The following is a 26,487-nucleotide window of genomic DNA, read 5'->3' on the forward strand; positions in this document are numbered from 1 at the left end:
CTCGGACAGGGCCCCTCTCATCACGGAACCGCCAGAACCGCCGGAGGTACCCCCCATGCCCGAATACGGCTATTTCCTGTCGTGCGAGGAGTTCGGTCCCGCGGACCTCGTCGAACAGGCGCGGATGGCCGAGCAGGCGGGCTTCAGCTCGCTGTGGATCTCCGATCACTACCACCCGTGGAACGACGCGCAGGGCCAGAGCCCCTTCGTGTGGTCGGTGATCGGCGCGCTCTCGGAGGCGGTGTCCCTTCCGATCGAGACGGCGGTGACCTGCCCGACCGTGCGGATCCACCCGGCGGTGGTGGCACAGGCCGCGGCGACCTCGGCCGTGATGACGAACGGCCGCTTCCGCCTCGGCGTCGGCTCCGGCGAGGCCCTCAACGAGCATGTGCCCGGGCATGTCTGGCCGCCCGCGCACATCCGCCTGGAAATGCTGGAGGAGTCCATCCAGGTGATGCGGCGCCTCTTCACGGGCGAGGAGGTCAACCACCACGGCACGCACTACACGGTGGAGAACGCCCGCCTGTACACGGTCCCCGACGAGCCCGTCCCGATCGACATCTCCGGCTTCGGCCCGGCGGCGACGGCCCTCGCGTCCCGGGTCGGCGACGGCTTCATCACGATGATGCCCGACGAGTCGATGGTGGAGCAGTTCCGCAAGGGCGGCGGGGCCGGCAAGCCGGTCATCGGCGGCACGAAGGTCTGTTACGGCATCGACCGCGACGAGTGCGTCCGTACGGTCCGCAAGCTGTGGTTCAACCAGTTCCTGCCCGGCGAGATGGCCCAGATCCTGCCGTCGCCGCGCCACTTCGAACAGCTGGAGCCGCTGGTCACCGAGGACATGGTGCGCGAGAAGTCGGTGTGCGGGGACGACGTCGACGAGCACGTCTCCGCGCTGAACGCCTTCGCCGACGCGGGCTTCGACCGCGTCTACGTCAACCAGATCGGCCCCGACCAGCGCGGCTTCTTCGACTTCTACCGTACGAAGGTGCTGCCCCAGCTGCAGCAGGGGTGAACGATGAAACTGCACCGGCCGGTCGTCTCGGTGTACACGGTGCCGACCGACGCCCCCGAGGCCGACGGCACGTTCGCCTGGGACACCACGACCATGGTGATCGCCGAGGTGACGACCGGTGAGGAGACCGGCACCGGCTGGACCTACGGCCCGGCCGCGGTCGGTGACTTCCTCACCGAGCAGCTCGGACCGCTGGTCGAGGGCCGCAGTGCGCTGGACATCCCCGCGCTGCACGACACGATGTGCCGTTCGGTCCGCAACGCGGGCCGTCCGGGCATCGCGGCCTGCGCGATCTCGGCGCTGGACATCGCCCTGTGGGACCTGAAGGCCCGTCTCCTGGAACTCCCCCTGGCGCGCCTGCTCGGCGTCGCCCGCGAGCGCGTTCCCGTCTACGGCAGCGGCGGCTTCACGACGTACCACGACACGCATCTGGCCGCGCAGCTCAACGGCTGGGTGCACGGTCAGGGCATCCCCCGCGTCAAGTTGAAGATCGGCGAGAGCTGGGGCCGGGCGGTCCCCCGCGATCTGTCCCGGGTCCGTACGGCACGTGAAGTCATCGGCCCCGACGCGGAGTTGTACGTCGACGCGAACGGCGCCTACACCCGCAAGCAGGCGGTCCGGGTGGGCAACGCCCTGGCGGAACTCGGCGTCGGCTGGTTCGAGGAACCGGTGTCCTCGGACGACCTGACGGGTTTGCGCCTGGTCCGTGACGCACTCGTCTGTGACGTGACGGCCGGTGAGTACGGCTACGACCTGCCGTACTTCGCCCGCATGATCGCGGCCGGCGCGGTGGACTGTCTCCAGGTGGACGCGACCCGCTGCGGCGGTGTGACGGAGTTCCTCCGCGCGGCGGCGCTGGCCCAGGCCCACGGCCTGGAGGTCTCCACGCACTGCGCCCCGCACGCGCACGCCGCGGCCGCCGCCGCGATTCCCAACATCCGGCACCTGGAGTGGTTCCACGACCACGTCCGCATCGAGGACATGTTCTTCGACGGGGCACTGGACCCGACCGGCGGCACGGTCCGCCCGGTGGCAGGGGTGGGACACGGCCTGACGCTGCGCACGGACGAGGTGGAGGAGTACCGGGTGGCCTGAGGAGCCTCCCGATCAGGGCTCGGCTCAGCCCCTTCGTCTGCTCAGCCCCGTCGCCGCAGCCCTGCGGTCACCGCGGCGCCCAGCCCACCGGCCGCGGCGGCCACGAGCACGCGTCCCCGGTTCCGGGACAGCCAGTCCTGCGGGCTCGAGGACACGGCCTCCTCGTCGAACCGGCCGTGCGCCCCGAAGTCCCGGCCATGCGGTCCGTCCGCGGGAGCCCACAGGTTTCCGGGGCCGCCGTGCTCGCCCTCTTCCTGCTGTGCCTCGACGTTGGTGCGGGCGAGGTAGCGGTCCAACAGCCCCGGCACGACCGCGTTGGCGATGAGCGTGGCCACCGTGGACCCGCCGACCCAGTACTCCCGCCGCCGCCCGTGGAAGGCCGCGTGGACGATCGCGCGCGCGGCGACCTCCGGCTGGTACACCGGCGCCACCGGCCGCGCCCGGCCGGGCATCCGGTTCAACACCCAGTCGAACTGGGGGGTGTTGAGGCCCGGCAGCTGCACCATCGTCGTCCGCACACCGCTGCCCGAGTGGAGCAGCTCGCACCGCAGGGACTCGTTGAAGCCCTGGATGGCGTGCTTGGCCCCGCAGTACGCCGACTGCAGCGGAATGCCCCGGTAGGCCAGCGCGGACCCCACCTGCACGATCGTGCCGCGGTCCCGCGGCAGCATGTGGCGCAGGGCGGCCCGGGTGCCGGACACATAGCCCAGGTACGTCACTTCGGTCACCCGCCGGAACTCGTCCGCGGTGATCTCCGTGAACGGCGCGAAGACACCGGAGAAGGCGTTGTTGACCCAGACGTCGATGTGCCCGTAGGCGTCGACGACCTGCTGGGCCGCGTCGTCGACCGCCTTGGGGTCGGCCATGTCGACGCTCACGACGAGCGCCTCACCGCCGGCCCGCTGCACCTCGTCGGCGGCGGCCGCGAGGCCCTCGCGGCCCCGGGCCAGCAGGGCGACGCGGGCCCCGCGTTCGGCGAAGGCCCGGACCGTGGCCCGTCCCACGCCGCCGGTGGCCCCGGTCACCACGACGACCTTGCCGTGCTTCACGCGGGTGTCCTTCCTGCGTCGCGCACCACGCGTCACGCCCGGTGGTGCGGCTGCTCGGGGTCGGTGTCGTCCTGCCGCGGCGCCACGCCCGGTTCGGGGGTGCCCGTCGCCCCGGGGGCGACCGGCGGCATGGGCGGAATCGGCGTCCCGGACCCGCTCGGCGGCGTGGCCACCGTCTCCGCCCGGCCGGCCGTGGGCCGGGACGCGGCGGGCCTGGCGGCTCCGCGCAGCGCATAGGCCACGGCCCCCAGGATCACGGCGGTGATCAGCGCGGCCGCCCAGTCGGGCAGCCCGAGGGCGAGGGCGAGACCCACGGCCAGCGCCAGGGCCGCTCCCGCGTACAGCGCGACGGCGCCGGACGCGGCGTACAGCATGGCCGTACGGCGCTGCTTGCGCGTCTGCTCGCGCAGCTCGTCCCGTACGGTCTCGCGCGCCACCTGCGCCAGTTCCTCGACGAGATGCCTGTCCAGATGCTCCAGGTGATCCAAGCGCTCCATGGGCGCCGGGTACCCGCACGGGCGTGCGCATAACGCCGCCCCATTAGGCTCCTCCGCATGGACATTCTGGGAACCACGCTGCGTGTCTGTGTCGACGATCTGGAGGCCGCCGTCGTCTTCTACGAACGGCTGGCGGGCGCCAAGGCCCTACGTTTCGAGCGCGGCGGCGTCCACGTGGCCGCGGTGGGCTGCTTCCTGCTGATGAGCGGCCCGGAGGCCGAACTGGAGGTGCTGCGCAAGGTCGCGGCGACCATCGCGGTGAAGGACGTCGACGAGGCCCACCGGCTGCTCAGCGAGCTGGGCGCCCGTGTCCTCGCGGGCCCGGTGCCCACGCCGGTGGGCCGCAATCTGATCGCGATGCATCCCGACGGAGTGGTGTACGAGTACGTGGACCGCAACGTCGGCTAGAGGGCCCGCGGCCTCATGTCTCGGGCCGCATGCGGAAGTCGTAGTGCTGCGGCAGCGGTTCTTCGGGGGAACTGACACGGTTCCACAGGTCGCCGATCGCCTCGGCGCCCTCCCGCAGGTCGGCGACCTCGAAGCCCTCGTCGAAGACGGCCCGGGCCGCGTCGGGCCGCTCCTCGGCGAGCAGCAGCCGGGCCTCGATCAGCCGGAACCTGCCGCGTGCCCGGATCGCCGGATGCAGCCGCTCCCACACGGCACGCGCCTCGGCCGTACGCCCCGCTGCGGGCAGCGCCTCCAGCGTCTCGCGGCCGAGCGCGGCGGTGGCCGCCGTCCACGACTCGCCCTCGTCCCGCCGTTCGTGGCACAGGTCGTCGAAGGCGTCGGCGTACCGGTCGGCGGCCCGCTCGCGGTTGCCGGTCTCGCGGTCGGCGACGGCGAGGCAGCGCAGCAACGGCCAGCGTGAGGGCGCCAGTTCGAGCCCCCGCTCCCAACTGCGCACCGCCTGCGCCCGGTCACCGGCGTGCCACTGGGCCACTCCCAGGTGGTACTCGGTGAGCGGGGTGACGGGCGCGGTCTCCAGCATGTCCCGCCAGTGCGGCGCGACCAGGCTCTCGCCGGGCGGCCCTACCCGGCGCGGTTCGGGGAAGGACCCGGCCCGCAGCAGCTCCAGCCAGGGCGCCTGGGCCTGGCCGAGGGTGCTCTCGTCGAAGGGTGTGCCGGGCAGCTTCAGGTCGGCGCGCAGCACTTCCAGGGCGCCCCAGCCCGACCCGGCGGCCAGGGTCTCGCCGGGTTCGGTGTCGGCGTACGGCTTCCAGGCGGCGTAGGCCCCGTCGACGGCGGCACGCGGCAGTACGGCCTCCAGGTCAGGATTGCGCAAAGGCGTCCACGACGATGTCGGTCAGCAGCGCGCCCGCGGTGCCCTCGGGGTCCAGGTCGGGGTCGTAGATGGTGATGTTGAGGCCGGCGCAGGAGGGGGAGGCGAGCAACGGCCGCAGCAGCGCCACGAGTTCGGCGGGCAGGAGCCCCTCCGGGTCGGGGCTGTCGACGGCGGGCATGACGGACGGGTCGAGACAGTCGGCGTCCAGGTGCACCCAGAAGCCGTCGATCTCGGGGGTCTCGAAGGCCTGGGCGGTCGCCCGGGCGAGGGCGTCCGCGCCCCACTCCCGGAGGTCGCCGACGGTCACGACCGGGATCTTCAGGGCGGCGAGTTCGGCCCGGTCCTCCTCGAACGCGTCGCGAATTCCGAAGAACCGCACGTCCTCGTCGCGCAGATAGGGCTTCAGCCCCTCCAGGTCCGTCAGGTCCTCCTGCCCGCGCCCGGTGCCCAGCGCGACCTCCTCGCCGCCCGCCGCGCCGATCCGGTCGGAGTTGCCGGGGTGCCGGAAGTCCGGGGAGGCGTCGACCGCGGCCAGCCCGTAGCGGCCGATGCGGCGCAGGGCGAGGGAGGCGCCGAGCTGGATGGAGCAGTCGCCGCCGAGGACGACGGGGAAGTCCCCGGCGCGCACATGGCGCTCGATGCGGTCGGCCAGCCGCACGGTGTACGCGGCGATCGCGGCGGCGTTGAAGACGCCGTCGCCCTCCTGCCAGTCCCCCCGGTCGTAGCGCGGCGGCACCACCACCCCGCCCTCCAGGGCGTGCAGCCGCTGCACCATCCGCTGCTCCCGGAGGGCGCCGGCGAGCTTGTAGCAGCCGGGCACGGTACCGGGGGCGGGCGGACGCAGGCCGAGGTTGGAGGGGGCGTCCAGCACGACGATATTCCGCATGCGGATCATCCTCGCCGACGTACAGTCGACCGTCCACGGGGATACGCGAGGGAGCGGCAGTGAGTGAGCAGCACACCTACCGGGTGATCGTCCGCGGCACGTGGGAGGGGCTCACGGACGCGGCCCGCGCCCGGCTGCTCGCCGAGGCGGCGGACCACGGCATGGCGAGCATGCGGTTCTCCGAGGAGGGCTCGCTGTCGTACGAGCCGGCACCGCTGAAGCACTTCTCGATGCGCTACGTGGTGGTGTCGGACGCGGCGGACGGCGAGGAGATGGCGGGCGCGATCGCCGAGGACCGTGCGGAGACGGCACTCCGGGGACTCGGCTACGGCTTCCGCGACCTGAGGTCCACGGTCACGGACCTGGACACCATGAAGATCAACCGGAAGCCCGCATCTCGGCGGTGATCGCCCAGCGCTCGTGGTCCCGCCAGTCCCCGTCGATGTAGATCATCTTCGGGGAGAACCCTTCGAGCCGGAAGCCGCAGCTGCGGGCGAGGGCCAGGGAGGCGGTGTTGCGGGGCTGCGCGTTGATCTCCAGGCGGTGCAGCCGCATCGGCCCGAAGGCGTGGCCGATCACGAGGTCCAGCCCCTCGCGCATCAGCCCGCGCCCGGCGGCGTGCGCGAAGGCGCCGTAGCCGAGGGCCCCGCACCGGAAGCCGCCCTGGACGATGTTGTTGATGTTGATGAATCCGGCGATGGCCCCGTCGCCCCGCTCACCGTTCTTCTCGCAGACCAGGAACCCCGCCTTGGAAGAGTCCTCGATCAGCCGGCCGGCATACGCGAGATAGGCGCTCTCGCTGTCCGGCGGGAACAGCCACGGCTGGTGCACTTCCTTGCTCTCCCGGGCCCGGGCGGTGAACTCGGCGGCGTCCTCGTAGGTGAAGGGACGAATGCCCACGCGGGGGCCTGCGGCGAGATAGCGGGATGCGGTGTGCGGCATCCCGCCACCCTACGACGCCGTCAGCGCAGGGCCGGTTCGTCGAGGGTCAGGGTGCCCGCGTCGGCGTCGAGTTCGGCGGACACCCCGAACGGGATCGTCAGCGCCCCCTCGCAGTGCCCGAACCCGAACTCCTCGACGACGGGCACGCCGAGGCCGCCGAGCCGGTCCAGGAGCAGCGCCCGCACCCTCTCGTACGGTTCGCACCTCTCCCACGAGCCGAGGAGCACCCCGCGCACCCCGTCGAGCCAGTCGGCGCGCAGGAGTTGGGTCAGATAGCGGTCGAGGCGGTACGTCTCCTCGCCGACGTCCTCCAGGCAGAGCAGTCCGCCGCGCGCACCGGCCCTGGCGTGCGCGGAGCCCAGTTCGGAGGCGAGCAGGCACAGGCAGCCGCCCAGGGTGACACCGCGGGCCCGGCCGGGGACCAGGGCCGTGCCACCGGAGGCGATCGTGCGGACCGTCTCCGGAGCGAAGAGCGTGGACCTCAGATGCTCCTGGGCCCGCGCGTTCTTGATGAAGTCGATGCCGGCGGCCATCGGGCCGTACAGCGTGACCAGGCCGAGCCGGGCGGCGAACGCCTCGTGCAGCGCGGTGACATCGCTGAACCCGACCAGCACCTTGGGCCCAGCCGCGCGCAGGGCGTCCCAGTCGAGCAGTTCGACCATGCGCATCACGCCGTATCCGCCGCGGGCGCACAGCACGGCGTCCACGGACGGGTCGCACCAGGCGTTCTGGAGATCGGCCGCCCGGTCGGCGTCCGTGCCCGCGAGGTAGGTGAACTCACCGTGCCGGTCGAGGACATGGGGGGCGGCGACCGGATCGAGGTCCCAGCCGCGCAGCACGTCCAGTCCGGCCTGGAGGCGCTCCTCCGGCACCGGTCCGCTGGGGGCGACGACGGCCACGCGGGCTCCGGGCGCGAGTCTGTGCGGCCGTACGAGTTGCTTCACCTGGTGAGCTCCAATGTCGGGACGCCGGGCGGATTCAGCCCGAACACCTGGGCGTACAGGGAGAGTTCGGCTTCCAGGGCGCGGATCATCGTGTCGGCGCGGCGGAACCCGTGCCCCTCCCCCTCGAAGGCGAGGTAGGCGTGCGGCACCTGTCGGCCGGCGATCCGGGCGAGGAACCGCTCGCACTGCGCGGGCGGGCAGATCACGTCGTCCAGGCCCTGAAGCAGCAGGAAGGGCGCGGTGACCCGGTCGGCGTGCTCGACGGGCGAGCGTTCCGCGTACCGTCCGGGGACCTCGGCGAGCGGTCCGACCAGGCTCTCCAGGTACTGGGACTCGAAGTCGTGGGTCTCCCCCGTGCCCCAGCCGGCCAGGTCGAGGATCGGGTAGACGATCGTGCCGCAGGCGTAGACGTCCGTCGTGGTGAGCGAGGCGGCCGCGGTCCAGCCGCCGGCGCTGCCGCCACGCACGGCGAGCCGGTCGCGGTCGGCGGTGCCCTCGTCGGCGAGGGCGAGCGCGACGGCCGCGCAGTCCTCGACGTCGACCACGCCCCACTGCTCGCGCAGCCGGTCCCGGTACTCGCGCCCGTATCCGGTCGAGCCGCCGTAGTTGACCTCGGCGACGCCGATCCCGCGCGAGGTGAAGTAGGCGATCGAGAGGTCGAGGACGAGGGGCGCGTGGCCGGTCGGTCCGCCGTGTGCCCAGACGACGTACGGCGGCAGTTCGTCGCCCGGTGCCCTGTACCCGGGGTGGTGCGGCGGATAGACGTGGGCGTGGATGTCCCGGCCGTCCGGTCCGGTGAAGACGCGGATCAGGGGCTCGGGGTAGTACGCGGGGTCGACCGGGTCGTCGTGCTCGGCGCCGATCACCCGGGCCCGGCCCGTGCGCGTGTCCAGCTCCACGACCTCGTGGGCGGTGCGGGGGCTGGCGCCGACGGCGACGACCCTCCCCCACCCTTCGGGCGGGGGGACCCCCATCTCGCTTCGCTCGCCGTGCACCGCGAGGGTGGGCGCGAACTCGGTCCAGGGGCCGGCCGCGTCGACGAGTTCGCCGGTCTCGGGGTCCAGGATGCCGAGCGCGGTCGAGCCGGTGCCGTGCACGACGGCGATCAGTCCGCTGTCCAGCGGGGCGAACCAGCGGTGGCCGAGTTTCCAGAGGGCGCCGCCGAACTCCTCCTCGCGCGGGCACAGTTGCTCTCCGTCGCGGTAGAGGTTCCACCATCCGGTGCGGTCGCTCGCGTACAGCAGACGGCCGTCGGACGACCAGTCGGCCTGGGCGATGGACTCCTCGGGACCGCCGGCCACCGTGCGGGGCTCCTGGAGCGTGCCGCCCAGGACCTCGGCGACGACCAGTTCCGTGCCGTCCCAGGGCATGCGCGGGTGGTCCCAGGCGAGCCAGGCCGCGCGCGTGCCGTCGGGAGAGATACGGGGGCCGGTGAGGAACCGGTGGCTGTCGTCGGTGAGTTCGCGCACCGCGTCGCGGTCCCGCGCGGCCGAGCCGTCGAGCGGTACGGCGGCGATGACCCGGCGGACGGCGGTGGGCCCGTCCCCGGTGAACTCCTCCAGGACGCACCACACTTCGCCGAGGTCGAGCCTCAACTGCGGCTCCGCCCAGCGCAGTCCGCCGCCCACCGGGGAGACGGGGGTGAGCGGGACCGGCTCGCCGCCGGGCTCGTACCGGTACAGCCGCTGGTCGGCGAAGTGCACGAACACCACGAGCGGCGCGCCGTCGACCACCGCACCGGCCCAGGGGTGGCCGCCGTACTCGATGACCCGGCTGCGCACGTTCCACGGCGCGGGCAGCACCGGCTCCTCGGCCCCGTCGGCGCGTCTGCGCACCAGGGTGCGGCGGCCGCCCTCGGCGGGCCTGGGTTCGGTCCACCACACCTCGTCCCCGACGAAGCCCAGCCATTCGGGGTGTCCGTCGTGCGCGGCCGCGAGCGCCGCGTCGATGGGCGAGGGCCAGGAACCGTATGGCGACGTCTGCACGTTCTCCCCCACTCGCTCAGGCCGTTCGCAGGAAGCGGTCGAGTACCCGCACACCGAAGTGGAGTGCTTCGACGGGGACGCGCTCGTCGACCCCGTGGAACAGGGCCTGGTAGTCGAAGCCCTCCGGGAGCTTCAGGGGCGCGAACCCGTACCCGGTGACGCCCAGCCGGGAGAACTGCTTGGCGTCCGTGCCGCCGGACATGCAGTACGGCACCACATGCCCCTCGGGCGCGAACTCCTCGACGGCGGCACGCATCCGGGCGTACGTCGGCGAGTCGACCGGCGCCTGGAGGGCGACCTCGCGGTGGCTGAACTCCCAGTTCACCTCGGACCCGGTGAGTTGGTCCAGGGTCGCGCGGAACTCGTCCTCGCCGCCGGGCAGATAGCGGCCGTCGACGTAGGCCACGGCCTCCCCCGGGATCACGTTGAGCTTGTAACCGGCCTCCAGCATGGTCGGGTTGGCGCTGTTGCGGACGGTCGCCTCGACCAGCTGGGCGGCGGGGCCCAGCTTCTCCAGCACCCGGTCCACGTCGGTGAGGTCGGTCTCGATGCCGTAGAGCGCGGCGAGTTCGGTGAGGGCCGCGCGGACGGTCGGGGTGAGCCGCAGGGGCCACTCGTGCTCGCCGATGCGGGTCACGGCGGCGGCGAGCCGGGTGACCGCGTTCTCGTTGTTGACCTTGGAGCCGTGTCCGGCGCGGCCGCGCGCGGTGAGCTTGAGCCAGCCGGTGCCCCGCTCCCCCGCCGCGATGGGGTAGATCTGCTGCCCGGCGCCGTCGTGGAAGGTGAACGCCCCCGACTCGCTGACCCCCTCCGTGCAGCCCTCGAAGAGCTCGGGGTGCTCGTCGGCGAGGAACCCGGAGCCGTCCTCGGCGCTGGCCTCCTCGTCGGCGGTGAACGCGATCACGAGGTCCCGCCGGGGCCGGACGCCCTGCCGTGCCCACGCCCGCACCACGGCCAGGATCATCGCGTCCATGTTCTTCATGTCGACCGCCCCGCGCCCCCAGACGACCCCGTCGCGGACCTCCCCGGAGAAGGGGTGCACGCTCCAGTCCGCGGCCTCGGCGGGCACCACGTCCAGATGACCGTGGACGAGCAGCGCGTCCGCCGACGGGTCGGTGCCCTCGATACGGGCGACGACGTTCGTACGGCCCTTGGTGCGCTCCAGCATCAGGGGCACGAGGCCCGCCCCGGCCAGCTGCTCGGCCGCGTACTCGGCGGCGGGGCGTTCCTGGCAGTCGCCGCCGCCCCGGTTGGTGGTGTCGATGCGGATGAGGTCGGAGGTGAACCGGACGACCTCGTCCAGTGCCTGCTGGTCAGCCATACTGCTCCTCCACGGCGGCCGAGACGATGGTGGTGACCGCCTTGAACGTGCGGATTCCCGCGTACATGGTCTCGCTGGTGTACGCCACCTTCCGCGCCCCGATCCGCCGCACGCCCGGCACCACGGTGGCGGCCATGGCGAGGTGCTCGGCGTCGAACTCGACGGCGATCGTGAACGGCCCTGCCTGCACGGGCTCCTGACGGACCGCCAGCTGGGCCGCTTCCTTGGCCGCGGCCCTGATGTCCGCGGCGGTGCGGGCCGGTGTGCGGCACACGGCGGCATAGCGGGAGACGTGGTCCTTGACGGCGACCTTCAGCGCCTCGGGGGCGTAGCCGAGGGCGTCCTCGCAGGCCACATCGTCCCCGGTGACGAGGACGACGGGCACGCCGTACTCCGCCACCACCTGCGCGTTGAGGTACCCCTCGCTCGCGGGCACGTCGTTCAGCCAGACCCCGGTGATGGAGTTGGCGAGGTAGGTGTGGGCGAGGACGCCCTCCTGGCCGGCGCCCGCGTGGTAGCCGAGGAACGCGATGCCGTCGACGTCGCCGTGCTGGACGCCCTCGACCATGGAGAGGTCCTTGTGCCGTCCGGTGAGCATCTGCGCCCGCTCGTCGAGCCGCTCCAGGAGCAGGTTGCGCATGGTCCAGTGGGCCTCGTTGACGAGCACCTCGTCGGCGCCTCCGTCGAAGAAGCCCAGCACGGCGGCGTTCACATCCGAGGTGAACATCGACCGGCACCGCTCCCACTGCGGTGTGCCCGGCAGCACGTCGGCCGGCCAGGTCACGCCGGTGGCGCCCTCCATGTCGGCGCTGATCAGGATCTTCATGGTCCGCCACGTTACGCGTCGCGGAGGTTTGCGTCGCCCGCAAGGGGTCAGGCGAGCCCCATGGCGCTCACCCCTGCCGCACAGGTAACTCCCAGGAGACGCGTATCCTCCCTCGCGGATTCCATAGGAGACGGTCGAGGAGAAGAGTGAGCGACACTGCACAGCCGGTCCGGCCGGCACGGCCCACGACGGCGACCGCCGCGCCGGGAAGCGCGCCCGGACGACCGAAGCAGCGCGACGCGTTCTTCGACAACGCCAAGTACCTGGCGATCGTGCTGGTGGCCATGGGACACGCCTGGGAGCCGCTGCGCTCCGGCAGCCGTACCGTCACCGCGCTGTACACGCTCGTCTACGCCTTCCACATGCCGGCGTTCATCATCGTCTCGGGCTACTTCTCCCGCTCCTTCGACGCGAGCCCGGCGAAGATCAAGCGGCTGGTCACCGGGGTCGTCGTCCCCTACGTCGTGTTCGAGACGGCGTACACCTATTTCACCCGGTGGTCCGACGGCGTCCCGGACCGTGCGATCAGTCTGCTGGACCCGCTGTACCTGACGTGGTTCCTCGCCGCCCTGTTCATCTGGCGGCTCACCACCCCGATCTGGCGCGTCGTGCGGTGGCCGCTGCCGATCGCCCTCACCATCGCCGCGCTCGCCACGCTCAGCCCGTCCATCGGCCACGACCTGGACCTCCAGCGCACTCTGCAGTTCCTGCCGTACTTCGTGCTCGGCCTGTGTCTGCGCCCGGAGCACTTCTCGCTGGTACGCCGGTGGCGGGTGCGGCTGCTCGCGGTTCCGGTCTTCGCCGGGGCGGTCGTGTTCTCGTACTGGGCGGTCCCGCGCATGGACTACGCCTGGTTCTTCCACCGCGACGACGCCGAGCACTTCGGCGTGCCGGCCTGGTACGGGCCGCCGATGACGCTGGCGCTCTTCGCCTGCTCGCTCGTCCTGGTCGCCTGCTTCCTGTCCTGGGTGCCGGGGCGCCGCATGTGGTTCACGACGCTGGGCGCGGGCACGCTCTACGGCTATCTGCTGCACGGTTTCGTCGTGCAGGCCGGCAACCACGTCGACTGGGCCGGTCACCGGTGGGCGCACACCCCGGTCGGCGAGATCGCCGTCACGCTGGTGGCCGGTGCGGTGGTGACCGCGCTGTGCACCGCGCCCGTGCGGCGGGTCTTCCGGTGCGTGATGGAACCGCGGATGGAGTGGGCGTTCCGGAAGACCCCGCCCGGCACGGTCCGGGTGCCCTCCCAGGGGCACCGCTAGGCCGGCCGGCGCGCAGGGCGCTCAGACGGTGCGGCCCACCGCCCACCACTTCGACGGCAGTTCGATCCGGGTGCCGTCGGAGCGGTACTCGGTGGTCATGAGCGGCAGTTCACCGCCGGCCACGATCGTCAGCCCGGCCGCCCCGAGGTACACGGGCACCGCCTCGTCGGCCACCTCTCCCGGTGCGATGCCGTGCGCGAAGACGGGTGCCAGCTTGGCGGGCGGTCCGTCGGGGCTCTGCGCCAGGCCCACCAGGACGGCCTTGGCGGCCTCGGAGAGCTCGACGAGGAAGGCCCGGCCGCGCTCCCCGACGAGCGTGGCGATCCCGTCGACCAGCTGCTGCCGGTCCTCGGGCGCGACCTGGTGCAGCACGCCCCGCATGTAGACGTTGACGTCGCCGAGTTCGGCGTGCAGGTTCTCCGGCTCGCTCTTGTCGGAGGCGTCCAGCAGCCGGTAGGTCACCTGTCCCTCCGGGTCGGCGTCGCGGGCGCGGTCGAGGGCGGCGGCGGCCAGGTCGACGCCGATGACCTGGGTGAAGTGGGCGGCGAGGAAGCGGCTCTGGGTGCCGTTCCCGCAGCCCAGGTCCACGAGGGGCAGTCCCGGATCGACCAGGAGCGGCTCGAAGTGGGCGAGGTGGACTCCGGCGGTCAACACCGGTTCCGCGTCCCAGAACACGGCCCCCTGCCGCCCCGGGGCCTCCCGCCAGAAGCCCTCCCAGGACTCCCGGTACCGACCAGTCACGCTCATGCCCCAACTCCCCAGGATGTGCCACAAACCCGTCACACTTGACGGGCCAGTACGGTGTATCGCGCCGGGCTCACGCGGACAAGCGCACGGCGCATTCCTTCACTGCCAGTTCGAGAGACACGCCCCCTGTGGGGGCCGCTCAGCGGCGCGGCAGGGTCAGTTCGAACCAGACGGTCTTCCCGGCCTTCGTACGGCTCGCCCCCCACTCCCGGGCCAGTGTGCTGACCACTCTGAGCCCTCGTCCCCGCTCATCGGCGGGCCCCGCGCTCAGCAGGTTCGGCAGCTCGTGGTCGTCGTCGTCCACCTCGCACAGCAAGGTGTCCTTCCGCACGAGCCGCAGCTCGACGGGCCGGCTGTGCGAGTGCCGTACGGCGTTGGTGACCAGCTCGCTCACCATGAGCTCCGCGCCGTCCGCCAGCTTCGCCAGGCCCCAGTCGTGGAGCTGCTCCCGCACCACCGCGCGGGCCCGCCCCACCTCGGCCGGGTCGAGCAAGATCCGCCACTCGGCCACGTCGTCCGGCTCGATGCCGTTGAGCCTGGCCATGAGCAGCGCCACGTCGTCCTTGCGTCCCCCGCGCGGGTTGAGCGCACGGATGATCGCGTCGCAGGCGTCGTCCATGGACGCGGCCGGATGCGCGGCGGACTCGGTGAGCGTCGCGAGCCCCACTCCGATGTCCTCGCCCCGCACCTCCACCAGCCCGTCGGTGCACATCAGCAGCCGGTCTCCGGGCGCCACGCGCACGCGTACCGCCTCGAACGGCACCCCTCCGACGCCGATGGGCGCGCCGGTGGGCAGGTCGAGCAGCGCGCTGCGCCCGTCCGCGGCCCGCACGATCACCGGCGGGATGTGGCCCGCGTTGGCGAGGTGGAGTTCGCTGGCGATCGGGTCGTAGACGGCGTAGAGACAGGTCGCGAGGTAGGTGTCGCCGAGGCGCTGGGCGAGGTCGTCGAGGTTGCGCAGCAGCTGGGCCGGCGGCAGGTCGAGCGCGGCCATGGTCTGCACGGCCGTGCGCAACTGGCCCATCATGGCGGCCGAGTTGAGCCCGTGCCCCATGACGTCCCCGACGACCAGGGCCGTGCGCGCGCCGGGCAGCTTCACGGAGTCGAACCAGTCGCCGCCGACGCGCCCGAGGAGCGTGCCCGGCAGATAGCGGGTGGCGATGTCGCAGCCCGCCATGCGCGGCGGGATGTGCGGCAGCATGCTGTCCTGGAGGGTCTCGGCGACGGACTCCTGGAAGGTGTACATGCGCGCGTTGTCCAGCACGAGTCCCGCGCGGGCGGCGAGTTCGGCGCCGGTGACGCGGTCCATGTCGTTGAACTCGACGCGCTCGGGGTGCCGTAGCAGGATCATGAACCCGAGGACCACATTGCGGGCCTTCAGCGGGACGACGAGCATGGAGCGGCCGGTGATCAGCGGCCTGATGTCCCGCTTCTCGAACTGCGAGGCGATGGCGTGCCCCATCTGTTCGCTGATGCGCGGCACGAGGACGGGCTCACCGGTGGTCATGCACTGGAAGAACGGGGTGTGCGCGGGAAACGGCATGGCCTCGCCGACCGGCACCACGTCGTCCCAGCGGCCGGGTTCGTCGGTGTGCTCCAGAGCCACCCGGTGCCACATCGTGGTGGTGTCGGGCACACCGTCCGGGAAGCCCTCGCCGGCGACGACCTGTTCGCGCAGATAGGTGCCGGCGACGTCGGTGAAGCGGGGCACGACGGCCCTGCTGACCTCCACGATGGTCTGCGAGAGGTCGAGGGAGGTGCCGATCTTCCCGCTGACCTCGTTGAGGAACTCCAGCCGTTCGCGCACGGCGACGTACTCGAGGTCCTCGCCCTCGTCCGGCTCGTCCTGCGACACTGGCAGGCCCTGCGCGGCCGCCCGGGCCGCCCGCTCGCGGCGGGCCCTGCGCTCGGCGCGCCGGGGCACACCCCAGTCGGGGGTGACGGGCACCCGGTCGTTCTGGCTGAACTCCAGGACCGGATAGCCCAGTTCGAGGATCTGCGCGACGATGCGGGCGCTTTCGCCGACGCTCATGCTGGGCAGGATTTCGGGGAGCCGGTGGGCGAGTTCGTCGGCGCCCGGGAAGTCGGTGTGCAGGGCGAAGGCGGGTGAGATCCGCTCGACGGCCGCTCCCTGCTCGTCCGGGTCGGGATCCCGGCGGAGTCCGCTCGCGTCGGCGGCCAGCACCAGCAGACGCTCCCGGCCGGGGCCGACCAGCGGGTAGGCCCACCACAGGACGTCGACGCGATCCGCGCCGGGCACGGTGAGACGGGCGCGGCCGGCGGCCGGGTAGGACAGACCGCCGTCGAGGGAGGACTCGAGATCGGGTCCGAGTCCGTCGTAGGCGGCGTACATGCCGTAGTCCCGCTCGGGGAGGGCTCCGGAGACGGGCAGCAGGTCGGCCGCGGTGCGGCCGATGGCCTCTTCCTTGCCGGCGCCGAACAGCCGGCTCGCGCCTCGGCTCCAGTGGGAGACCAGGCCGTCGCGGTCCACCACGACCACGGCCAGCGGGACACGTCCGGCGGCGGCGGGTCCGTCCGCCACGCCGTTCCCAGCTCCGCGGCTGGGAGGTACGCCCCTCTCGGTGCCACGGTCCATGGCCCAGGCCCTCTCTCCGCAAGATCTGTGCCGCCTGCTCCACCGTACGGCGCCGGGCCGTGACGGTGTGCGGCAACGCGGGAATTGGGACGGACCGGCTCACCCCGGCGCGCGCCCCGCGCTGACGCTCCGTCAGTCCTCGTGTCCCAGCTGCAGATCCCGCTCCGTGCGGCCGCCTCCGGCCACCTGGAGGACGGTGGCGACCGGCGGGTAACCGGCGGCGATGACGGTGTACTCACCGCCGGACAGGTCGCCGAAGCGGAAGGTGCCGTCGGGGCCGGTCGTGAGGGTGTCCACCACGTTGCCGGCGACGTCCAGCAGCGTCACGCGCGCGTCCTCGACGGACCGTCCGCCACCGGCCCGCACGGTGCCGCGCAGCACGGCGCCGCCGGCGAGTTCGACGTCCAGGCGGGTGTCGCGGGAGGCCCGGACGGTGACGGGGAGCGCGACCGGGCGGAACGCGGGTGCGCCGGCGGCGAGGGTGTACTCCCCCGCGACCAGTTCGGTGATGACGTAGACGCCGTCATGCCCGCTGCGGGTGGTGGCCACGACCTGGCCGTGCGCGTCGGTGAGGGTGACGGTGGCGTCCCGCACGGGTGTGCCGTCGGTGAGCACGCGGCCGGTGAGTCGTCCGGCGCCGCCGAGGACGATGTCCAGTTCGACGGGGCGCGCGCCGATCGTGACGGAGACGGCCTGCGGCTGATGGCCACTCGCGGCGGCGATGAGGACGTACGATCCCGCGCCGGGCGTCGACAGCGCGAACCGCCCGTCCTCGCCGCTGCTGCCGCGCCCGATCTGCGCTCCGGCCATGTCGATCAGGGTGAGGGCGGCCCGGGGCACGGCGGTCCCCTCGGTGTGCCGCACGGTGCCGCACACGGCGGCCCCCGCGGTGCGTGCCGCGCGGGCGTGCGGGACGGGGGCGGTGTCCGTGTCGACGGTGGGGTGGGTCACCAGCGGTTTCTCCTTGAGGAAGAAGGCGATGAGCAGACCGAGGACGAGCACCGGCACGAGGTAGAGGAAGATCCTCGGCATGGCGTCGGCGTAGGCCCGGATGTAGCCGTCGCGCAGCGCGGGGGGCAGGGCGTGGACGAGCTGCGGGGTGATGGACTCGGAATCGGGCAGCCCCTGCGCGGTGGGGAGCCGGTGTCGCAGCGAGTCCGCGAGCCGGTCGGCGAAGAGGGTGCCGAAGATCGCCGCTCCGACGCTGCCGCCGATCTGCCGGAAGTAGTTGTTGGCGCTGGTGGCGGTGCCGAGGTCGGCCGGGCGGGCGGAGTTCTGCACGGCGAGGATCAGCACCGGCATCACCATGCCGATCCCGGTGCCGAGGACGGCCATCCAGATGCTGTAGTGCAGCCGGGGCGTGTCGACCTCGAGCCGGGACAGCAGCCACATGCCGACGGCGGAGAGGGCGCTGCCGAGGATCGGCCAGATCCGGTAGTGCCCGGTGTGGCTGATGAGCTGTCCGGCGACGACGGACGCGCCGACGATGCCCGCCATCATGGGCAGCATCAGCAGGCCGGACTCGGTGGCGCTCGCCCCGTCGACCATCTGGAGGAAGGTCGGCAGGTAGCTGGCGGCCCCGAAGAGCGCGACCCCGATCGCCAGACCCACCAGGCCGGTCACGGTGAAGACGGAGTCCCTGAACAGCCGCAGCGGGATGAGGGGTTCGGCGGCGAAGTGCTCGGCGATCAGGAAGAGGGCGGTGGAGGCCGCCGCTCCGGCTCCGAGGCCGAGGATCACGCGTGAGTCCCAGGGGTACTCGGTGCCGCCCCAACTGGTCAGCAGCACCAGGCAGGTGGACGCCGCGGCGAGCAACAGTGCGCCGAGAACGTCGAACCGGGGCCGCACCAGCGGCTTCGGCAGCTTCAGCACGGCGGTGACGACGGCCAGGGTGAGCAGTCCGAAGGGCACGTTGATGTAGAAGCACCACCGCCAGGAGAGGTGGTCCGTGAAGTAACCGCCGAGCAGCGGGCCCGCGACGGAGGCGAGTCCGAAGGCGGCGCCGATCAGGCCCATGAAACGGCCGCGCTGCCGGGGCGGCACGATGTCGGCGACGATCGCCTGCACGCCGATCATGAGGCCGCCCGCGCCGACGCCCTGCACCGCGCGGAAGGCGATCAACTGGTCCATGGTCGCGGCCCGTCCGGCGAGGGCGGAGCCGGCGACGAAGACGAGGATCGCGAACTGGAAGACGCCCTTGCGGCCGAGGATGTCGCCGAGCTTGCCGTAGACCGGCAGTCCGATGGTGGCGGTGAGCAGGTAGGCGGTGATCGCCCAGGACATCCGGTCCAGGCCGTGCAGTTCACCGACGATCCTCGGGAGCGCGGTGGCGACGATCATCTGCTCCAGCGCGGCGAGGAGCAGCGCGAGCATCAGCCCGAAGAAGACGAACCGCACCCGCCGCGGGCCGAGTTCGACGGCCGGGGCGGGGGCCTGCGGTGGCGCTTCGACCCGTTCCCCGTGCGTCGCAGTGGTCACGCCCACGTCCCGCTCCCCTCGTCGCGCCTGCCACGCATTTCCCGCATAAGGCGACAACTACGAGCAAGCGCGACGAGTTACGGCGCACCGGTGGGCCGTACGGAGATCCACTCGATCCGGTGACCGAGGGCAACATCCGGCGGGTGCTGGGGACTTACTTCTCGACCTCGGCGGCGAGCCGGTCGAGCAGGGAGTCGTAGATCCGGCCGAGGCCCTTGGGGGCGAAGGTCTTCTCGAAGAAGCCGCCGATGCCGCCGGCGCCCTGCCAGGTGGTGGTCACCACGACCCGGGACTTGCCCTCACCGGCCGGGGTGACCCGCCAGGTGGTGACCATGGAGGAGTTGCGGTCCTTCTCGACGAGCTCGCCGTCGGTGGGCTCGGTGACCTCCAGGAGGCAGTCGCGGATCCGCTTGCTGGTGGCCTGGAGCTTCCAGTGGACGAGGGTGCCCTCGCCGTCGCCGCCCTCGCGCACCTCGTACTCGCTGAACTGCTCGGGGAGCACCTTCCCGCGTGTGCCGCTGTAGTCGGCGACGGCGTCGAACACCTTCTCCGCGTCCGCCGCGACGATCCGCTCCGTAGTGGCCTCGACCTGCGCCATCGACTTCCTCCAGGACTTCGGGTTCTCGGGTGTGCTCGGGCTGGGAGCAAGCCAACCACCCCCGCCCACGGGCGCCCAAATCGGGGTTGCGCAGAAAATCGAACAAGTGTTTCACTCGAAGGGCAGTGCTACCGAGGAGGCCTCATGCGCTGGGAGAACCTCACCGAGTCCGCGGAACACGGACGGGCCGACGCCGCTCTCTTCGGCGCCGACGCGGTGGTCAGCCGTACCTTCGACACACCCGAGTTCGCCGGGATCACGTTCCACGAGATCCGGGCCCGCTCGATCATCAACCGGGTGCCCGGCGCCTCCCGCATGCCCTTCGAGTGGACGGTGAACCCCTACCGCGGCTGCTCCCACGCGTGTGTGTACTGCTTCGCCCGCAAGACCCACAGCTATCTCGACCTGGACACCGGTCTCGGCTTCGACTCGCAGATCGTGGTCAAGGTGAACGCCCCGGAGCTGCTGCGCCGCCAGCTGGGCTCGCGCCGCTGGACCGGCGACCACATAGCGATGGGCACCAACGTCGACTGCTACCAGCGCGCGGAGGGCCGCTACCGGCTGATGCCGGGCATCCTCGCCGCCCTGCGCGACCGGGCGAACCCCTTCTCGATCCTGACGAAGGGCACCCTGATCCTGCGCGACCTCGACCTGCTCCGGCAGGCCGCCGCGGTGACGGACATCGGCATCTCGGTCTCGGTCGGCTTCACCGACCCGGAACTGTGGCGCACGGTGGAGCCGGGTACGCCCGCTCCGGAGCGGCGCCTGGACGTCGTCCGGACACTGGGCGAGCACGGCATCGGGTGCGGGGTGCTGATGGCGCCGGTGATCCCGTTCCTGAGCGACAGCCCCGCGCAACTGCGGGCCACCGTGCGCGCGATCGCCGCCGCGGGCGCCACGTCGGCCACCCCTCTGGTGCTGCATCTGCGGCCGGGCGCCCGCGAGTGGTTCATGGCCTGGCTGAACCGGGAGCACCCGTACCTGGTACGCCGTTACGAGCGGCTCTACGCGGACGGCTCCTACGCCCCGAAGTGGTACCAGCGCCGGATCACCCGTCAGGTGCATGAGCTGGCCCAGGAGTACGGCCTCGGTCCCGCGGGCGCGGGGATGCCCCGGCGGACCCGGGAGCCGGAGCCCGAGGTCGAGCCGGTGTCCGAACCTGTCCAACTCACGTTGATCTGAATGCATCCGAGCGCATCAACCTGACCAATCGGGTCAACTATTGTCAGAACACGTTCTTCCGGGCGGACTTTCCGGGACGATGCGGCGTGGACCGTGACCTTCGCGGTCCGGAAACCCTCCGTCCTGGGAGGACTGCATGAGAAAACGCGCAGCCGTGCTGTGCGGTGCGGCGGTCGTCGTGGCCGGGACCTTCACCGCCGTCCCCGCCGACGCCAGCGCCCCGCAGGCCACGCCATCCGCCCAAGCCGCGAAGCTCACCTGGAAGAAGTGCGGCACCGCCGACTACCCGACGCTCCAGTGCGCCTCCCTCAAGGTGCCGCTCGATCACGCCGACCCGCGCGGGCGGCAGATCACCCTGGCACTGTCCCGCCTCCCGCACACCGCGAAGAAGTACCAGGGCCCGCTGCTGGTCAACCCCGGCGGCCCCGGCGGCAGCGGTCTGACCTTCGCCGGGTTCATCGCCTCCGGCCTGCCCAAGGCGGTCGCGGCCCAGTACGACGTCATCGGCTTCGACCCGCGCGGGGTGGGCAGGAGCAAGCCCGCCCTGGACTGCAAGCCGGGCCACTTCAACCCGGTGCGCCCGAACTCCGTGCCGAGCACACCCGCGATCGAGCGGGCCAACCTCAAGCGCGCCAAGTCCTTCGCCGCCGCCTGCGGCCGGAAGTACGCGAGCGTGCTGCCGTACATCGACACCGTCAGTGCCGTGCGGGACATGGACTCCATCCGCCGGGCCCTTGGCGCCAGGAGGATCAACTACTTCGGCTACTCCTACGGCACCTATCTGGGCGCGGTCTACGCGAAGCTCTTCCCGCACCAGGTGCGCCGCCTGGTCCTGGACTCGAGCGTGGACCCGACCGGCGTCTGGTACGACGACAACCTCGCCCAGGACTACGCCTTCAACGACCGGCACCGGGCGCTGATGGCCTGGATCGCCAAGTACGACGCCAAGTACAGGCTCGGCACCGATCCGGAGGGGATCGAGGCCAAGTGGTACGCGATGCGGGCGGCCCTCGCCAAGAAGCCGGCGGGCGGCAAGGTCGGTGCCTCCGAGCTGGAGGACACCTTCATCCCGGGCGGCTACTACAACGGCTACTGGCCCTACCTGGCCGAGGCGTTCGCCGCGTACGTGAACGACAAGAAGGCCGATCCGCTGGTCGAGGCGTACGAGAACTTCGCCGCCGTCGACGCCTCCGGGGACAACGGCTACAGCATCTATACCTCGGTGCAGTGCCGTGACGCCTCCTGGCCGCGCGACTGGCGCCAGTGGCAGAAGGACAACTGGGACGTGTACGAGAAGGCGCCGTTCATGGCCTGGAACAACGCCTGGTACAACGCGCCCTGCGCGTTCTGGCCCACGAAGTCGCTGAGCCCGGTGAACATCGCCAACGGCAAGCTCCCGCCGGCGCTGCTCTTCCAGGCGACGAACGACGCGGCCACCCCGTACGAGGGCGGTGCGACGGTCCACCGCCTGCTGGCCGACTCCAGCCTGGTCGTCGAGGAGGGCGGCGGCAACCACGGCATCACACTGAGCGGGAACAAGTGCCTGGACACGTACCTGGCCGCGTATCTGACCGACGGCAAGGTGCCGCGTGGCGGCGGCGAAGCCGACGCGGTCTGCCAGGCGCTGCCCGATCCGAAGCCGCTGACCGCCAAGGCGGCGTCGACGTCCTCGCGCGGCGCGGCGCTGCACAGGCTGCTCGGCTCCCGCGGCTGAGTGCCTGACGCTCCGTCGGGGACGGGCGTTGTCAGTGCCGTGGTCCACCATGGACGCATGAGTGAGCTGACCAGGATTCCCGCCCCCGACGGCGTCGCCCCCGCGGCCCAGTACTCCCACGTGGTGCTGGGCCGCGGCCGTTTCGTCGCGGTCTCGGGCCAGGTCGCCCTCGACGAGGACGGCAAGCTCGTCGGGGACGGCGACGCGGAGGCCCAGGCCCGCCAGGTCTTCGAGAACCTCCGGCGCTGCCTGGCCGCCGCCGGAGCGACCTTCGACGATGTCGTCAAACTGACCTACTTCGTCACGGACATGGCCCATATGCCGGCGATCCGTACGGCCCGCGCCGAGCACATACCCGACGACCGGCTGCCGGCTGCCTCGGCCGTGCGGGTGGCGGGGCTGGTGCGGCCGGAGTTCCTGATGGAGATCGAGGCGTTCGCAGTGCTCGGCGAATAACGGGAGGCCGGTGTCGGCTGAGGTTGCCTAGGGTGCCGCCATGGACGACGACCGACTCCTCATCCGACCGATGACCCTCGCCGACTGCGACCGCGTGGCCGAGATCCGTGTCTGCGGCTGGCAGAGCGCTTACCAGGGCCTGATCCCGCAGTCGTACCTCGACGCGATGAGCGTGGCGCAGGACGCCGAGCGGCACCGCAGCCGCTTCGGGCAGGGGGACGGCAGCGTGGTGAACCTCGTGGCCGAGCGGGACGGCGAGGTCCTCGGCTGGGCCTGTCACGGCCCGTACCGGGACGGCGAAGTCCGCACCCCGGACGCCGAGTTGTACGCCGTCTACGTGGACCCCCGGCACTACGGCGCCGGCATCGGACACGCCCTGCTGCTGGAGTCCCTGCGCCACCGCGCGTCCGTGGGCCACGACCGCATGTTCCTGTGGGTGCTCAAGGACAACCGTCGTGCCCGGCGCTTCTACGAGCGGACGGGCTTCGCGGCCGACGGCACCGAGGAGCCCTTCGAGGCGGACGGCGTCCCGGTGCCGGAGGTGCGGTACGCACGGGCACTCAGCGCCTGACCGCCCGCCTGCTGTGCCGGAGCACGGACATCCTCACCGCGTCCGTACCCTCCGCCGGACCACTCCCCTGCGGCGTGGGCGCGCTGCCGGGCACGGAGCTCGCCGGCGGCGCCCGACGCGGACACCCCGCCGCCCGCCGGCTCACCGCTGCTTCGGAATCCGCGCCAGCGCGTGCACCGCCGCCTCCGCGAGCGCCGGATGCGCGAGGGCCTCGTTCAGTACGGCTCTGGCGCGGGCGTCGGCCAGGGTGCCGAGGCCCTCCACGCAGGCGAGCGCCACGCGACGGTAGGGGTCGTGCGGGCGCAGCCGGCGCTCCAGCGTGGTGATGAGGGCCGGCACGGACTCGGGGGCACGCAGCTCGGCCAGCAGCCGGACCGGGTGCAAGGCGTAGGCGACCCGGAGTTCGTTGGTGGCGAGGGTGGCGGCCGCGCGGGCGGTGCGCGGGTCGTCGAGCCGGGCGAGGGCGTACGCGGCGGCTGCGCAGCGCGGTGGATCGCGATGGTTGAGGAGCAGGACGAGCGACTCGAAGGCCCGGCGGTCCCCGGCGAGGCCGAGCCGGAACGCTGCCAGCTCCCGGGCCCACAACGGCTGTCCGGGTTCGGTGAGCACTGCGGCCAGTTCGTCCAGGTCCTCGGTCGCCACGAGACGGCCGAAGGCGGCCGGTGCTCCCGACTCCTGCCGTAAGCGCTCCGTGAGCGATCGCAACTCTTCGTCCATGAACCCGAGGTTAGGCGGCCCGCCCGGGGCGCGGGACGTACATCACAAATCCGGGGGCTGGCGCGCTCGTTACCCACCGGTTAAGCTCAGACGAGCGAGTTACCCACTCGCGGAACTCCTTGCGGTGGCCTGGTGACGCAGCCGCCGCGAGAGCAGTCGGTTCGGTACCTCGAGTACCACCAGTACGACCCGGCCTGGGACAGGGCCGGTCGGTTCCACCGTTCTCCGGGCTCGTGCAGGGCCTGCGATGACGGTCCGGGCGTGTGCGCTCGCAGCCCGGCAACACCCGCATGCAGCAGCTCTCTTCACGCACCCGGTGCGCCTCTCGGCGTACCGGGTCGCGCTCCCAGTCGTCACCCTCATTCCTGGAGTTCCGCGATGGCCACTCCCCTGTCCGACCCCTCCCTGTCCCCGCTCAGGACGATCGCCGTCATCGGCCTCGGCACCATGGGCACCGGCATCGCCGAGGTCCTCGCCCGGGCCGGCCGCGAGGTCGTCGGCATCGACATCAGCGAGGCGCAGGCCGCCAAGGCCGTCGCCGTCCTGGAGACCTCGACCGCCCGCGCCGTGGAGCGCGGCAGGCTCACCGAGCAGGAGCGCGCCGGTGTCCTCGGCCGTATCCGCACCTCCAGCGACCTGCGGGCGGCGGCCGACGCCGACCTCGTCATCGAGGTGGCTCCGGAGTCGTACGAGATCAAGCACCAGATCTTCCGCGAGCTCGACGGGATCGTGCGCCCCGAGACGATCCTCGCGACCGGCACCAACGCCCTGTCCGTGACGCGGCTGGCCGCCGACTCGGCCCGCCCGGAGCGGGTGCTGGGGCTGCACTTCTTCAACCCGGCGCCCGCGATGAAGCTGGTCGAGGTGGTCTCCTCGGTGCTCACCGCCCCGGCGGCCGTCACCGCGGTCACCAACCTCGCCCTCGACCTCGGCAAGGAGCCCGTCGCGGTCGGCGACCGGCCCGGGTTCGTCGCCGACGGGCTGCTGTTCGGCTACCTCAACCAGGCGGCCGCGATGTACGAGGCGAAGTACGCCTCCCGCGAGGACATCGACGCGGCGATGCGGCTCGGCTGCGGTCTGCCCATGGGTCCCCTCGCCCTGCTCGACCTGATCGGCGTCGACACCGCGCGCACGGTCCTGGAGGCCATGTACGCCGAGTCCCAGGACCGGCTGCACGCCCCCGCCCCGATCCTCAAGCAGCTCAGCGAGGCGGGCCTGACCGGCCGTAAGTCGGGACGCGGCTTCTACACGTACGAGGCTCCGGGCAGCGCGACGGTCGTGCGGGACGCGCTGACACCGCTGGAGAGCTCGGCGGGGGTCGAGGGCCGTGAGGTCCGCTCCGTCGGGGTCGCGGGGTCCGGGACCATGGCGTCCGGTATCGCGGAGGTCTTCGCCAAGGCCGGGTACGAGGTCGTGCTTGCCGCCCGCAGCGAGGAGAAGGCGCAGACGGCCAAGGCCCGTATCGGCAAGTCTCTTTCGCGCTCTGTCGACAAGGGCCGGATGACCGCCGAGGCGGCGGCGCAGACCCTGGACCGGATCACCGCGGCGGGCTCGTACGAGTCCTTCGCGGACGTCGACCTGGCCGTCGAGGCCGTCGCCGAGGACCTGGAGATCAAGCAGCAGCTGTTCCAGGCGCTGGACAAGGTCTGCAAGCCGGGCGCGGTCCTGGCCACCACGACCTCCTCACTGCCCGTCGTCGCGTGCGCCCGCGCCACCTCGCGTCCGCAGGACGTGATCGGGATGCACTTCTTCAACCCGGCGCCGGCGATGAAGCTGGTCGAGGTCGTGCGCACGGTCCTGACGGCCGAGGACGTCCACGCGACGGTCCGCGAGGTCTGCGTCAGAATCAAGAAGCACGCCGTGGACTGCGGCGACCGCGCGGGCTTCATCGTGAACGCCCTGCTCTTCCCGTACCTCAACAACGCGATCAAGATGGTGCAGGAGCACTACGCGTCCCTCGACGACATCGACGCGGCGATGAAGCTGGGCGGCGGCTACCCGATGGGCCCCTTCGAACTCCTGGACGTCGTCGGCCTGGACGTCTCGCTCGCCATCGAGAAGGTCCTGCACCGCGAGTTCCGCGACCCGGGTCTGGCTCCGGCCCCGCTTCTGGAGCACCTGGTGGCCGCGGGCTGCCTCGGCCGCAAGACCGGCCGTGGCTTCCGCGAATATGCCCGCCGCTGAGCACGCCGGCGACTGGTTCACCGGCGGCGAGGACTGGGGCGGACTGCTCGATCCGGGCAGTCCTCCCCCGCCCACGGGACCCGGCGGCTCCCCGCCCGCCCCGCACGGGACAAACCCCGGACACGCGCACCAACCTGCGC

At 72.1% G+C, this 26,487-nt stretch carries 23 protein-coding genes and 1 pseudogene; 10 read left to right on the forward strand and 14 right to left on the reverse strand.

The features are described 5' to 3' along the window. Window positions 1–55: 55 nt before the first annotated feature. Both ACZ39I_RS37820 and ACZ39I_RS37825 read left to right on the forward strand, forming a co-directional pair. Complete coding sequence (locus ACZ39I_RS37820; RefSeq protein ID WP_467249717.1) at window positions 56–1,015, forward strand: LLM class F420-dependent oxidoreductase; 960 nt, start codon at window positions 56–58, stop codon at window positions 1,013–1,015. A gap of 3 nt (window positions 1,016–1,018) precedes the next feature. Continuing rightward, the gene (locus ACZ39I_RS37825) at window positions 1,019–2,110 is read left to right on the forward strand and encodes an enolase C-terminal domain-like protein (RefSeq protein ID WP_467249719.1); all 1,092 of its coding nucleotides are present in this window, start codon (window positions 1,019–1,021) and stop codon (window positions 2,108–2,110) included. A gap of 41 nt (window positions 2,111–2,151) precedes the next feature. Here the strand turns inward: ACZ39I_RS37825 and ACZ39I_RS37830 are convergent, their stop codons facing one another. Both ACZ39I_RS37830 and ACZ39I_RS37835 read right to left on the reverse strand, forming a co-directional pair. Then, window positions 2,152–3,159: an SDR family oxidoreductase gene (locus tag ACZ39I_RS37830; protein WP_467249721.1), complete on the reverse strand. Its 1,008-nt coding sequence runs from the start codon at window positions 3,157–3,159 to the stop codon at window positions 2,152–2,154. 32 nt (window positions 3,160–3,191) lie between these two features. After that, window positions 3,192–3,656, reverse strand: a complete 465-nt coding sequence (locus ACZ39I_RS37835) for a phage holin family protein (protein WP_467249723.1) — start codon at window positions 3,654–3,656, stop codon at window positions 3,192–3,194. 57 nt (window positions 3,657–3,713) lie between these two features. On the opposite strand from ACZ39I_RS37835, the gene ACZ39I_RS37840 reads away from it, so the two are divergent. Further along, window positions 3,714–4,064, forward strand: coding sequence for a VOC family protein (locus ACZ39I_RS37840; protein ID WP_352381340.1), 351 nt, complete (start codon window positions 3,714–3,716; stop codon window positions 4,062–4,064). 13 nt (window positions 4,065–4,077) lie between these two features. On the opposite strand, the pseudogene ACZ39I_RS37845 reads toward ACZ39I_RS37840, so the two are convergent. Next, window positions 4,078–4,923, reverse strand: a pseudogene (locus ACZ39I_RS37845) (tetratricopeptide repeat protein); the annotation flags it as partial. 1 nt (window position 4,924) lies between these two features. Then, on the reverse strand, window positions 4,925–5,824 hold the full coding sequence (locus ACZ39I_RS37850; protein ID WP_467249725.1) for an arginase family protein: 900 nt from the start codon (window positions 5,822–5,824) through the stop codon (window positions 4,925–4,927). 59 nt (window positions 5,825–5,883) lie between these two features. Between ACZ39I_RS37850 and ACZ39I_RS37855 the strand changes: the two genes are divergently transcribed. Further along, a complete protein-coding gene (locus tag ACZ39I_RS37855) occupies window positions 5,884–6,231 on the forward strand; it encodes a DUF6204 family protein (protein ID WP_467249727.1) in 348 nt (115 codons plus the stop codon). Here the strand turns inward: ACZ39I_RS37855 and ACZ39I_RS37860 are convergent. Genes ACZ39I_RS37860 through ACZ39I_RS37880 form a run of 5 tightly spaced genes read right to left on the reverse strand, consistent with a single transcriptional unit; the run spans window position 6,203 to window position 11,842 of the window. Next, on the reverse strand, window positions 6,203–6,766 hold the full coding sequence (locus ACZ39I_RS37860) for a GNAT family N-acetyltransferase (protein WP_467249729.1): 564 nt from the start codon (window positions 6,764–6,766) through the stop codon (window positions 6,203–6,205). The genes ACZ39I_RS37855 and ACZ39I_RS37860 overlap by 29 nt on opposite strands. A 20-nt stretch (window positions 6,767–6,786) precedes the next feature. After that, window positions 6,787–7,710 (reverse strand): S66 peptidase family protein, encoded by a 924-nt coding sequence (locus tag ACZ39I_RS37865; RefSeq protein ID WP_467249732.1) that lies wholly within the window; start codon window positions 7,708–7,710, stop codon window positions 6,787–6,789. After that, complete coding sequence (locus ACZ39I_RS37870; protein ID WP_467249736.1) at window positions 7,707–9,695, reverse strand: dipeptidyl-peptidase 5; 1,989 nt, start codon at window positions 9,693–9,695, stop codon at window positions 7,707–7,709. The genes ACZ39I_RS37865 and ACZ39I_RS37870 overlap by 4 nt, the downstream gene beginning before the upstream one ends. Before the next feature lie 16 nt (window positions 9,696–9,711). After that, window positions 9,712–11,016, reverse strand: a complete 1,305-nt coding sequence (locus tag ACZ39I_RS37875) for a M20/M25/M40 family metallo-hydrolase (protein ID WP_467249738.1) — start codon at window positions 11,014–11,016, stop codon at window positions 9,712–9,714. Continuing rightward, on the reverse strand, window positions 11,009–11,842 hold the full coding sequence (locus ACZ39I_RS37880) for a M55 family metallopeptidase (RefSeq protein ID WP_467249740.1): 834 nt from the start codon (window positions 11,840–11,842) through the stop codon (window positions 11,009–11,011). Before ACZ39I_RS37880 ends, ACZ39I_RS37875 begins: the two co-directional genes overlap by 8 nt. A 146-nt stretch (window positions 11,843–11,988) precedes the next feature. Here ACZ39I_RS37880 and ACZ39I_RS37885 point away from each other — a divergent pair, with 146 nt between their 5' ends. After that, a complete protein-coding gene (locus ACZ39I_RS37885; protein ID WP_467249742.1) occupies window positions 11,989–13,104 on the forward strand; it encodes an acyltransferase family protein in 1,116 nt (371 codons plus the stop codon). A gap of 21 nt (window positions 13,105–13,125) precedes the next feature. On the opposite strand, the gene ACZ39I_RS37890 is transcribed toward ACZ39I_RS37885, so the two are convergent. The 4 genes from ACZ39I_RS37890 to ACZ39I_RS37905 form a co-directional block, all read right to left on the reverse strand. Continuing rightward, window positions 13,126–13,851: a methyltransferase domain-containing protein gene (locus ACZ39I_RS37890; protein WP_467249743.1), complete on the reverse strand. Its 726-nt coding sequence runs from the start codon at window positions 13,849–13,851 to the stop codon at window positions 13,126–13,128. Window positions 13,852–13,990: 139 nt separating this feature from the next. Then, a complete protein-coding gene (locus ACZ39I_RS37895; RefSeq protein ID WP_467249745.1) occupies window positions 13,991–16,447 on the reverse strand; it encodes an ATP-binding SpoIIE family protein phosphatase in 2,457 nt (818 codons plus the stop codon). Window positions 16,448–16,579: 132 nt separating this feature from the next. After that, complete coding sequence (locus ACZ39I_RS37900; RefSeq protein ID WP_467249747.1) at window positions 16,580–18,931, reverse strand: MFS transporter; 2,352 nt, start codon at window positions 18,929–18,931, stop codon at window positions 16,580–16,582. Between the two features lie 148 nt (window positions 18,932–19,079). Further along, window positions 19,080–19,523, reverse strand: a complete 444-nt coding sequence (locus ACZ39I_RS37905) for an SRPBCC family protein (RefSeq protein ID WP_212670294.1) — start codon at window positions 19,521–19,523, stop codon at window positions 19,080–19,082. A gap of 144 nt (window positions 19,524–19,667) precedes the next feature. On the opposite strand from ACZ39I_RS37905, the gene ACZ39I_RS37910 reads away from it, so the two are divergent. The 4 genes from ACZ39I_RS37910 to ACZ39I_RS37925 all read left to right on the forward strand — a co-directional run bounded on the left by ACZ39I_RS37910 (window position 19,668) and on the right by ACZ39I_RS37925 (window position 23,446). Continuing rightward, window positions 19,668–20,705, forward strand: coding sequence for an Rv2578c family radical SAM protein (locus ACZ39I_RS37910; protein ID WP_467249749.1), 1,038 nt, complete (start codon window positions 19,668–19,670; stop codon window positions 20,703–20,705). Between the two features lie 136 nt (window positions 20,706–20,841). Continuing rightward, a complete protein-coding gene (locus tag ACZ39I_RS37915) occupies window positions 20,842–22,419 on the forward strand; it encodes an alpha/beta hydrolase (RefSeq protein ID WP_467249751.1) in 1,578 nt (525 codons plus the stop codon). Window positions 22,420–22,476: 57 nt separating this feature from the next. Beyond that, complete coding sequence (locus ACZ39I_RS37920; RefSeq protein WP_467249753.1) at window positions 22,477–22,875, forward strand: RidA family protein; 399 nt, start codon at window positions 22,477–22,479, stop codon at window positions 22,873–22,875. Between the two features lie 40 nt (window positions 22,876–22,915). Continuing rightward, entirely contained in the window at window positions 22,916–23,446 is a 531-nt protein-coding gene (locus tag ACZ39I_RS37925) for a GNAT family N-acetyltransferase (RefSeq protein ID WP_467249755.1), read from the forward strand. Between the two features lie 141 nt (window positions 23,447–23,587). On the opposite strand, the gene ACZ39I_RS37930 is transcribed toward ACZ39I_RS37925, so the two are convergent. Continuing rightward, window positions 23,588–24,163: an adenylosuccinate lyase gene (locus ACZ39I_RS37930; protein ID WP_467249757.1), complete on the reverse strand. Its 576-nt coding sequence runs from the start codon at window positions 24,161–24,163 to the stop codon at window positions 23,588–23,590. Between the two features lie 378 nt (window positions 24,164–24,541). Here ACZ39I_RS37930 and ACZ39I_RS37935 point away from each other — a divergent pair, with 378 nt between their 5' ends. After that, complete coding sequence (locus ACZ39I_RS37935; protein ID WP_467249759.1) at window positions 24,542–26,347, forward strand: 3-hydroxyacyl-CoA dehydrogenase family protein; 1,806 nt, start codon at window positions 24,542–24,544, stop codon at window positions 26,345–26,347. Window positions 26,348–26,487: the final 140 nt, after the last annotated feature.

The sequence above is a fragment of the Streptomyces sp. NPDC024687 genome, assembly GCF_055559055.1.